10 protein-coding genes are annotated in these 9,365 nt (G+C 69.6%); 5 read left to right on the top strand and 5 right to left on the bottom strand.

Annotated elements, in window-relative coordinates:
* A partial coding sequence (locus tag Y706_RS24190) for an asparaginase (RefSeq protein ID WP_043435326.1) occupies window positions 1–935 on the top strand: 935 nt, incomplete at its 5' end.
* A gap of 13 nt (window positions 936–948) precedes the next feature.
* Window positions 949–1,368 carry a sterol carrier family protein gene (locus tag Y706_RS0107675; protein ID WP_028276139.1) on the top strand — a complete coding sequence of 140 codons (420 nt, stop codon included), beginning with the start codon at window positions 949–951 and terminating at the stop codon, window positions 1,366–1,368.
* Between the two features lie 58 nt (window positions 1,369–1,426).
* Here the strand turns inward: Y706_RS0107675 and Y706_RS0107670 are convergent, their stop codons facing one another.
* From Y706_RS0107670 to Y706_RS0107655, 4 genes are all read right to left on the bottom strand, one after another.
* A complete protein-coding gene (locus tag Y706_RS0107670; protein WP_028276138.1) occupies window positions 1,427–2,188 on the bottom strand; it encodes an SDR family oxidoreductase in 762 nt (253 codons plus the stop codon).
* 212 nt (window positions 2,189–2,400) lie between these two features.
* Complete coding sequence (locus tag Y706_RS24185; RefSeq protein ID WP_156945083.1) at window positions 2,401–2,718, bottom strand: hypothetical protein; 318 nt, start codon at window positions 2,716–2,718, stop codon at window positions 2,401–2,403.
* 63 nt (window positions 2,719–2,781) lie between these two features.
* Complete coding sequence (locus tag Y706_RS0107660) at window positions 2,782–3,087, bottom strand: DUF1508 domain-containing protein (protein ID WP_028276137.1); 306 nt, start codon at window positions 3,085–3,087, stop codon at window positions 2,782–2,784.
* Window positions 3,088–3,229: 142 nt separating this feature from the next.
* Window positions 3,230–5,017 carry a glycoside hydrolase family 15 protein gene (locus Y706_RS0107655; protein WP_028276136.1) on the bottom strand — a complete coding sequence of 596 codons (1,788 nt, stop codon included), beginning with the start codon at window positions 5,015–5,017 and terminating at the stop codon, window positions 3,230–3,232.
* A gap of 86 nt (window positions 5,018–5,103) precedes the next feature.
* Here Y706_RS0107655 and Y706_RS0107650 point away from each other — a divergent pair, with 86 nt between their 5' ends.
* Window positions 5,104–5,859, top strand: coding sequence for a DUF72 domain-containing protein (locus tag Y706_RS0107650; protein WP_028276135.1), 756 nt, complete (start codon window positions 5,104–5,106; stop codon window positions 5,857–5,859).
* A 76-nt stretch (window positions 5,860–5,935) separates the two neighbouring features.
* Window positions 5,936–7,003, top strand: a complete 1,068-nt coding sequence (locus tag Y706_RS0107645; protein ID WP_052355029.1) for an App1 family protein — start codon at window positions 5,936–5,938, stop codon at window positions 7,001–7,003.
* Between the two features lie 21 nt (window positions 7,004–7,024).
* Here the strand turns inward: Y706_RS0107645 and Y706_RS24180 are convergent, their stop codons facing one another.
* The gene (locus Y706_RS24180; protein WP_043435325.1) at window positions 7,025–8,545 is read right to left on the bottom strand and encodes a GH1 family beta-glucosidase; all 1,521 of its coding nucleotides are present in this window, start codon (window positions 8,543–8,545) and stop codon (window positions 7,025–7,027) included.
* Between the two features lie 123 nt (window positions 8,546–8,668).
* On the opposite strand from Y706_RS24180, the gene Y706_RS0107635 reads away from it, so the two are divergent.
* The gene (locus Y706_RS0107635; RefSeq protein WP_043435353.1) at window positions 8,669–9,217 is read left to right on the top strand and encodes a TspO/MBR family protein; all 549 of its coding nucleotides are present in this window, start codon (window positions 8,669–8,671) and stop codon (window positions 9,215–9,217) included.
* Window positions 9,218–9,365 lie beyond the last annotated feature (148 nt).

Below are 9,365 nucleotides of genomic sequence, written 5' to 3'. Positions count from 1 at the left end.
CCCGCCACATCGGCTCGGCCGTGGTGCTGGCCGCGGACGGGACGGTAGTGATCGAGCTCGGCGATGTGAACGCCCCGATCTTTGCCCGGTCCACCCTCAAACCGTTGCAGGCCCTGGCCTCGATGCAGTCCGGCGTGCCCCTGCGGGGCGCCCAGGTGGCCATCGCGTGCGGCAGCCACGTCGGATCCCTGGACCACATGGACGTGGTCGAGGGCATGCTCAAGGCCGCCGGGGCCAAGGAAGACCAGCTGCAGTGCCCGGCCGACTGGCCCCAGGATGAGACCGCCCGGAACTGGCTCGTGCAGACCGAACGGGGCAAGTCCCGGCTGGCCTTCAACTGTTCGGGCAAACACGCCGCGTTCCTTTGGGCGTGCACGGAGAACGGCTGGGACAAGAACAGCTACCTCGAACCCAACCACCCGCTGCAGCAGCGCATCCGCTCCGTGATCGAGGAGTACTGCGGCGAACGCATCACCCACCTGGGCATCGACGGCTGCGGCGCGCCGGTTGCCGCCGTCTCCCTGATCGGCCTGGCCCGGGCCTACTCGAAGCTGGCCAAGGCCCCGGGCGACAAGAACTCGAACGCGCGGGCAGCCACCATTGCAACGTCCATGCTGGACTACCCGTGGGCCGTCCAGGGGCGCGGGCAGGCCAACACGATCGTCATGGACGAACTCGGCATCCTGGCCAAGATCGGTGCCGAGGGCGTCCTGGTCATGGCCACCCGCCAGGGTGTCTCGGTTGCCATCAAGATGCTCGACGGCAACATCCGGGCCACCACGCTGGTCGGGCTGACGCTCCTCGCGGCCTCCGGCGCCGTCGAAATCCCTGAAGTGTCAAGCGTCCTGGACAAGGTGGTGGACCCGGTACTGGGCGGGGGACGCCCGGTAGGCAAGATCCGGCTCGGGCGGGCCGTCGCGGCGCTGCTGGACTAGGAGACTCGGGAAAGTGGCTGTATCGCGCCGTCGAATCGCGGTGGACGAGGGCCGCGCGGCCCTCGCCGCGTGGCAGGAAGCCACCGCGACCGCACCGGGCCCGAACGTGCCGGCCGCCGGGGTCCCGGGCTCTGGAGGACCCGGCGCCGTCCCGCGCACCACGATCGCGACGGCGGTGCGCTACTGCCTGGAGGAAGTCACCGCGCGGGCGCCCGGGAATTCCGTGGAGGTGCGCGTCCCGCCGTTCGGCGTCACGCAGTGTGTGGAGGGCCCGCGGCACACGCGCGGCACCCCGCCAAACGTCATCGAGTGCGACGCCGACACCTGGCTGGCGATGGTCAGCGGACGATTGAGCTGGGCCGACGCCGTCGCCGCCGGCCGTGTTGCCGCCTCGGGACTGCGCGCGGACCTGTCCGCCCTCCTGCCCCTCTAGGTCCCACCGGCGGCGTCCCGCAGGACCCACCAGCCGGGCCCGTGCCCCCAGCCGCGCCTTAGCCGCGCCCCATGAACGGCATGCCCGCAGCTGTCACCACGAGGGATCCCACGTTGGCCGACGCCGGCATCCCGGCCATCAGCAGCACGGCCCGGGCGGCGTCCTGGACCGCAAAGGTCGGCTCGGCCCGGAGGCTGCCGTCCGCCTGGGCCGCCCCGGTACCCACGCCGATCTCTTCCATGAGCTCCGTCGCCGCGTTGCCGATATCGATTTGTCCGCAGCTGATGCCGAAGCCCCGCCCGTCCAGGTCAATGCTTTTGGTCAGCCCCGTGATGGCGTGCTTGGTCACCGTGTAGGCCACCGTCCGCGGCCGGGGCGAATGCGCCGCGACCGAACCGTTGTTGATGATCCGCCCGCCCTGGGGCGACTGGGCCTTCATGGCCCGGACGGCGGCAGCGGCGCAGAGGAGGGAGCCTGTGAGGTTCACGGCGAGGGTCGCGTCCCAGTCCTCCACGGTGATCTCGTCCACCGCGGCGGCGGGGCCAAACACGCCGGCGTTGTTGAAGAGCACGTCCACGCGCTCCCACTGCCCCAGCGCGGCGGCGAAAAGCCGTTCGACGTCGGCGGGGACGGTGACATCGCACGGGACCGCGAGTGCCTGGCGGTGGCCGGCCGCGGTCTCGCGGAGCGTTTCTTCCCGCCGTCCCGCCAGGACCACCCGGTATCCCTCGGCCAGCATGAGCCTGGCCACTGCGCGGCCGATGCCGGAACCGGCTCCGGTGACGACGGCGACCCTTCCGGGGGTGTGGTGCTGGCTCATGAGGTCCTCCTCGACGGTTACGCGCTGCCCGGCCAGCGTACCGCCGAGACGGCACATCACGGCAGTGTTTCGCGCCCGGACTACCGCGAACTGTGTTGTCCGGGGCGGCGGCAGAGCAGTTGTAGGCGCTTCAGCCCGGCTGCTGCGGCGGCGAGAGAGCGGCGGGAGGCGCTTCAGCCCGGCTGCGGGGCGGACGGCCGAGCGGCAGCCGCCTAGCGGAAGTCGTCGCCGCGGTCCCGGGCCTGCCGGCCCGTGCGGTAGCCGGACCAGAACGCCAGCAGGAGCAACCCGATGCTGATCAGCGCGACCCCTGCCCAGATCCACGGGCCCATGATCATGAGCCCCTGCAGCACAACGGGCCCCGTGGCCAGCGGAGCATACGCGACCCAGCCAAAGTCCTCCTGCGTCACCGGCCGGGCAAGAAGGGCCAGCCCGGCGAGCAGCATGGCCGCGGCAGTGAGCGGCACCGCCACACGGCCCAGCAGATTCTTCCGGGCACGGCCGGAGTTCCGATTCCCCCGCTGCTCCATGGCCATACTGTAACCGTTCGGCGCGGCGAACTGGCTGGGGAAACGGCCTGCTCGATGATCAGGTCAGGTACGGGCCTGCGCCCTCTTGCCCGCCAGCGAGCCCCCCAGGGTGGAGTTTGAGCGCCCGGCACCGCCGCGCCGCCCCCTGATCACCCGGGCGGACGATCCGGGCACGGCGGCCCGGCCATCGGCGCTGCGGTCCCTGATCAGGCCGGTTCCGGCGATTTCCCTTGCCTGGGCGACGCCGGCAACGGCGGCTTTCTTGGTGGGAAACGTCACTGAGACTGCCATCAGTTGCCCTGCCCCGTCCATCATCCGAATGCGGTAGCCGCCGTCGGGCGCGTCCACGAGCTCAAAATATCCCGCCATTTGCAACACTCCTAGTTCCCTCGTATCCCCCGCCGGGATATTAGTAAGTGTACTTATTTTACGGTGCGGGGAAAGTGCTGAAGGTCCCGCTCTTCGTCCGTCGGCGGGGCCGCGGGGGCCACTGAGGGGCCGCGGGCGCGGATCACGGAAGCGGGGTGTCGCTGCGGCGGACGCCGTCTTCATGCAGTTCCAGCGCGCTCATGACGAGGGCGAAGTGGCTGAAGGCCTGCGGCGTGTTGCCCAGCTGCCGGCCGGTCTCGACGCCCCACTCCTCGCTGAGGAGCCCGACGTCGTTGCGCAGCGCCAACAGGCGCTCGAACAGCTCCCGGGCCTCGTGGCGCCGGCCAGCCCCGATCAGGGCCTCGACCAGCCAGAAGGAGCAGGCCAGGAACACCCCCTCCTCGCCGGGCAGCCCGTCATCGCTCTGTGCCGGCAGGTAGCGGCGCAGGAAGCCGTCGTGCGTCAACTCCCGCTGGACCGCGTCGATGGTTCCGATGATGCGCGGATCATCCGGCGGGAGGAACCCCACCCGGGGCAGCAGCAGGAGGCTCGCATCCAGCTCCGGCCGCCCGTAGGACTGCACGAACGTGTTGCGGTCGGCGTCGAACCCGTTAGCCATGACCTCGGCGTGGATGGCGTCACGCAGCTCCTCCCAACGGTCCGCCGGGCCGGTCAGGCCGAAGTCCCGGACGCCCTTGACCATGCGGTCCGCCGCCACCCAGGCCATCACCTTGGAGTGCGTAAAGTGGCGTTGCGGGCCGCGCATTTCCCACAGCCCGTTGTCCGGCTGGCGCCAGGCCGTCTCCAGATGTTCCATGAGGGCCACCTGGACGTCCCAGGCGTCGTCGGTGTGTTTGAGCAGGGAGTTCCGGGTCAGGGACAGGCAATCGAGGACCTCGCCCCAGACGTCGAGCTGCAGCTGGCCGGCCGCGCCGTTACCGGTCCGCACCGGAGCGGAGTTTTCGTAGCCCTTCAGCCACGGCAGTTCGAGCTCCGGCATCCGGCGTTCGCCGTGGAGCCCGTACATGATCTGCAGATCCGCCGGGTCCCCGGCGATGGCGCGGAGCAGCCAGTCGCGCCACGCGCCGGCCTCCTCCGTGTAGCCCGCGGCCAGCAGCGCCTGCAGCGTGAGCGTGGCGTCGCGGAGCCAGCAGAAGCGGTAGTCCCAGTTCCTGGTGCCGCCGATCTCCTCCGGCAGCGACGTCGTGACGGCGGCCACGATCCCGCCGGTGGGGGCAAACGTCAGGGCCTTGAGCGTGATCAGCGAGCGCTGGACGGCGTCGCGGTAGCGCCCGGTGACCGTGCACTTCGCCGACCAGCGAAGCCAGAATTCCTCGGTGGACGCCAGGACCGTTTCCGGGTTCACCGACCGCGGCCGGCGGAGGTGGCTGGGGCTCCAGGTCAGCACGAAGGGCACACGCTCCCCGGCCTTGACCGTGAAGTCGCTGACGGTATGCATCCGCTCACCGCGCAGCGGCGCCTCGGTCACCAGATAGGCGGCATCGGGCCCGGCGACGGCGTGGATCCCGAGCTCGTCGTGGCGGACCCACGGCACAATATGGCCGTAGTCGAACCGGAGAGCCAGTTCGCCGCGCATCCGCACCGTGCCGCGGACACCGACCACGATCCGCACGATATCCGCCACCTCGTCCCGGGGCGGCATAAAGTCTATGATCCTGACCTTGCCCTCGGGCAAATCCCACTCGGTTTCAAGGATAAGCGTGCCCTTCCGGTAGCGGCGGCGCGTGCATTCCCCGCCGCCCGCCGGCGCCAGGAGCCACCGGCCGGCCGCGGGGGAATCGAGGAGGGCGCTGAAACAGGCCGGCGAGTCGAAGCGCGGCAGGCACAGCCAGTCGATGGAGCCTTCGGTGCTGATCAGGGCAGCGGTGTGCAGATCGCCGACCATTGCGTAATCCTCGATGCGTACCATGACACTTACAGTGCCACACCGCCGCCCCCGGCACGGCGGAGGGCGCACGGCGGAGGGCGCACGGCGGAGGGCGGAAGGGGAAGGGCATGGCAGGGCACGTGGCCGCTGTGCGGATCGGCACTTCCGGCTGGAGCTATGACCACTGGGACGGGGTCCTCTATCCGCCGGGCCTGCCGGCCCGGGACAGGCTGGCATATTACGCGGCCCGCTTCGACACCGTGGAATTGAATGCCAGCTTCTACCGCTGGCCGAAAGAGGGCTCGTTCGCCAGCTGGCGCCGCCGCCTGCCCGACGGTTTCGCCCTGTCCGTCAAGGCGCCCCGCGGCCTGACGCACGCCAAGAAGCTATACGCCCCCGAGGTCTGGGCGGACCGGATCACCCGGTGCTGGCACGAACTCGGCGACAAGCGGGCCGTGCTGCTCGTCCAGCTGCCCCCGGGTTTGGCGCGCGACGACGCCCGGCTGGACTACTTCCTGTCGGCTCTGCCCGGCTGGATCCGCGTCTGCGTGGAGTTTCGCCACCCCAGCTGGGACGACGACGCCGTATACGACCTGCTGGAACGTCACGGCGCGGCCTACTGCATCATGAGCGGCGCCGGGCTCCCGTGCGTCCTGCGCGCCACCGCGGCGTTCGTCTATATCCGGCTGCACGGCCCCGACCACGACGTCCTGTACGGCGGGTCCTATTCCGATGACGACCTGCGCTGGTGGGCGGACCGGATCCGCGAGTGGCAGGCCGGCGGCAAAGACGTCTACGCGTATTTCAACAACGACGGCGGCGGCAACGCCGTCCGCAACGCCGCCACACTGCGCGGGCTGCTGGGTCAGCTGCCACGCTGGTAATCCGGCGTGGCGGAGGGCCCGGGTCCGGGGACCCCGCCGGCACGGCCGGAGCCCGGCTCTGTGGGAGAGTGGAGGCATGGAATTGGCCTCGCAACCAGCGCAGCAGCTGCCCGTGTCCGGCAACAGGGCCTTCCGGCTCGCCCACTGGGTGTCGGACACCGTCAACGGGTTCCGGCTCAAGACGGCCCGGCGCTGGAAGTTCAGCCCGCAGACAGTCGCCTATCAGGGCTACGGCTCGACCGAGTGGGTCAGGGTACTGGGCCGTGTGGTCCTCACCAGCCGGCCGGTGCCCGGCGGCAAGGCGGAGCGGCTGGCCCTGAACGGCAACCAGAACTTCCGCGGCTGGCGGGCCTTCACGAGCGTCCCGGTCCAGTTCACCGAGGTGGAGATCCAGATCGGCGGCGTCACCACCCGCGTGCATGCGGACCGCGGCGGCCTGGTGGACACCCTGGTTCACGTGGCGTTGACCCCGGGCTGGCATACGGCCGTGCTGCGCGCCGAGGGAACGGAACCGGTCGAGGCCAGGATTTTCGTGATCTCGCCGGACACCAGGCTGGGCATCGTCTCGGACATTGACGACACCATCATGGTCACCGCCCTCCCCCGGCCCTTCCTGGCGCTGTGGAACACCTTCGTCCTGAACGAACGGGCCCGGATGGCGACACCCGGCATGGCCGTCCTGCTGGATCGGCTCAAGGTGGAGCACCCGCAGGCGCCGGTGATCTACCTGTCCACGGGGCCGTGGAACGCAGCTCCCACCCTGGCCCGTTTTATTGCCCGGAACCTCTATCCCTCGGGCGCGCTGCTGCTCACCGACTGGGGACTGACGCACGACCGCTGGTTCCGCAGCGGCCAGGAACACAAACGGCGGAACCTTGAGCTGCTGGCCCAGGAGTTCCCGAACATGCGCTGGCTGCTGTTCGGCGACAACGGCCAGCACGATGAAGAGATTTACTCCGGCTTCGCGCAGAAGCACCCGGACCAGGTGGCCGCGATCGGCATCCGGCAGCTCTCGGCCAGCGAGGCCGTCTTCGCCGGCGGCCACTCCGACACCGGAGACCACTCGGAGTCCTCCGTCCCGTGGTTCTATTCGCCCGACGGCGCGGGGCTCGCCAAGGGCCTGCAGGACCTGGATCTGCTCTAGGTTGACCCGGCTTGAGGGGCGTCAGGCTGCCGGGTGCGGCTCTCCGACGTCGGCGGTTTTGTCCTGCCCGCCGGCGCTGCCGGGCTCTCCGGCGGACGCCGCGCTGCGGGCCGCGATGACCTCCTGGAGCCAGTAGTAGGAGGCCTTCGGCGTGCGGACCTGGGTATCGAAATCGACGTGCACCAGACCGAACGGCTGCTTGTAGCCGGCGGACCACTCGAAGTTGTCCATGAAGGACCACACATAGTAGCCGCGAAGGTCGATGGCCTCGGCGGCGCCGCCGGGACGCGTCGCTTCCAGGGCCGTGCCGATGTGGTCTGCGAGGTAACGCAGACGCCGTTCGTCCGGGATTATCCGGCGGTCCGTCCCGACAGGCTGGACCACGACGTCCTCGAAACTGGCCCCGCCCTCGGTGATGAACACCGGGGGCAGATCCGGGTAGCGGTCGGCCATCTCGGCCAGGGCGACGGACATGTATTCGGGCTTGACCGGCCAGCCGTAGGCCGTGGTCTCGGTGTCCGGGAACTGCGCGATGTGGAAGGGCGCACCGGGTGTCCCGCTGAGGTCGTCCCCCATGGCCTCGGCCATGCCGTGCGGCACGGCCCCCTCGCCCGGACCCGCCCCGACAAGGGTGGGCATGTAGTAGTTCAGGCCGTAGAAATCCAGGGGCTGGGAAATCAGCTCCATGTCTTCGCTGGACGGGCTGAAGGACGACGAAAAGAAGGTGGCGGCCCGGATAACATCCGGGTATTTGCCGAGCAGCACCGGATCGGCGTAGAGCCGGTTTTGCGCCACATCCATGAGTCCGGCACTGACCTTGTCCAGCGGGTTCGCGGTGGCCGGGACCATCGGTGAGTAGACGTTGGTGATGCCGATGTCGCCCGGCACCTTGGCGGCACGCAGCGCCTGGAGCGCCAGGCCGTGGCCCAGCAGCTGGTGGTGCACGCTGGGGAGGGCCTTGAGCATGAGGGCCTCCCCGGGCGCGTGCATGCCCAGGGCGTAGCCGTTGGTGGTGACTGTGGCGGGCTCGTTGACAGTCACCCAGCGCCTCACGCGGTCCCCGAAGGCAGCTGCGGCGATGGCGGCGAAGTCCCCCAGCCGGTAGGCCGTGTCACGGTTCATCCAGCCGCCGGCCTCATCCAGGGGCAATGGGGTGTCCCAGTGGTAGAGCGTGGCCATCGGGGAAATGCCGTTGGCGAGCAACAGATCGATCAGCCGGTCGTAGAAGTCCAGCCCGGCAGGGTTCGCGGGTCCGCTCCCGCCGGGCTGGATCCTGGACCACGACAGCGAAAACCGGTACGAGTCGATCCCCAGCTCCTTCATCAGAGCCACGTCCTCGGGCATCCGGTGGTAGTGGTCGCAGGAAACGGCCGGGCTCTGGTCCTCCACGATCGACCCCGGCTTCGCGGCGAAGACATCCCATCCGGAAGGGCCGCGGCCGTCTTCATCGAGTGCACCCTCGATCTGGAAGGCGGAGGTCGCCACCCCCAGGGTGAAGCCGGGCGGAAGAAGGGAAGCCAGATCCTTGGCGGAAGCGTTCATCGACGGGGACCTCTATGTAGTTTCGGTGGTTGGTTGACTGATCTTAGGCTCCCCCGGAGGTGAGCGCCACGACCCTGGCCGTTTGACGGACGCGATGCCAACGGCCACTGTTGATCGGTGCACGTGAAAATTGAACAGGGCGTCAACCGCCGGCCGCTGGCGGCGCCGCCCAGCCCCGGCCGGCAGGCGGCAGCCCTCCTTTGCTTCCTGGCGGTCTCCCATGGGGTGTCCTTCGTGGCGTCGCTGGTCATTATCGGCAACGCCGGCGGCTGGTACGCGGCGGCAGAGAAAGCTCCTTGGACTCCGCCGGGCTGGGCCTTCGGAGCGGTCTGGACGGTGCTCTACACGACCATGGCAGTGGCGGCGTGGCTGGTCTGGCGCCGGGGAACAGGACTTCGCTCCGGGCGCGGCCGGGGGGCCATGACCGTCTACGCCATCCTGCTGCTCGTCAACCTCGCCTGGGCGCCCCTGTTCTTCGGCATGTACCCCATGGCCGGCGCGGCCGCGCTCTGGCTGGCCCTGCTGCTCATCGCCGTCCATACGGTGGCTGCCGCCGTCACGGTGGTCCGGTTCGGCCTGATCAGCCGGGCGGCGGGACTGCTCATGCTGCCGTACCTCTCCTGGATCGTGTTCTCGCTGAGCCTGAACGCCTATGCCGCCGCCAGCAACTGATCCCAAGTGTTTCCCCGTCATGGCCCGGGTTCCCAGCGGACGGGGAGCACGCGCACAAGGGGATCCCGACGCCGGATGATGCGCACCGGGATGTCGCGGCTGCCTTGGCCGGCATGGTCGTTCCGGTGGTGGAAGGTGTCGTCCTCGA

Source organism: Arthrobacter sp. I3, assembly GCF_000520575.1.
GTDB classification, from domain to species: domain Bacteria; phylum Actinomycetota; class Actinomycetes; order Actinomycetales; family Micrococcaceae; genus Arthrobacter; species Arthrobacter humicola_A.
This window is presented reverse-complemented; position numbering and strand designations above follow the sequence as displayed.

Coding starts and splice junctions, on each gene's coding strand:
- Y706_RS0107670 (WP_028276138.1), bottom strand. CDS start 2,188: ATGAGCCAGCACCACACCCCCGGAAGGGTCGCCGTCGTCACCGGAGCC.
- Y706_RS24185 (WP_156945083.1), bottom strand. CDS start 2,718: ATGGAGCAGCGGGGGAATCGGAACTCCGGCCGTGCCCGGAAGAATCTG.
- Y706_RS0107660 (WP_028276137.1), bottom strand. CDS start 3,087: ATGGCGGGATATTTTGAGCTCGTGGACGCGCCCGACGGCGGCTACCGC.
- Y706_RS0107655 (WP_028276136.1), bottom strand. CDS start 5,017: ATGGTACGCATCGAGGATTACGCAATGGTCGGCGATCTGCACACCGCT.
- Y706_RS0107650 (WP_028276135.1), top strand. CDS start 5,104: ATGGCAGGGCACGTGGCCGCTGTGCGGATCGGCACTTCCGGCTGGAGC.
- Y706_RS0107645 (WP_052355029.1), top strand. CDS start 5,936: ATGGAATTGGCCTCGCAACCAGCGCAGCAGCTGCCCGTGTCCGGCAAC.
- Y706_RS24180 (WP_043435325.1), bottom strand. CDS start 8,545: ATGAACGCTTCCGCCAAGGATCTGGCTTCCCTTCTTCCGCCCGGCTTC.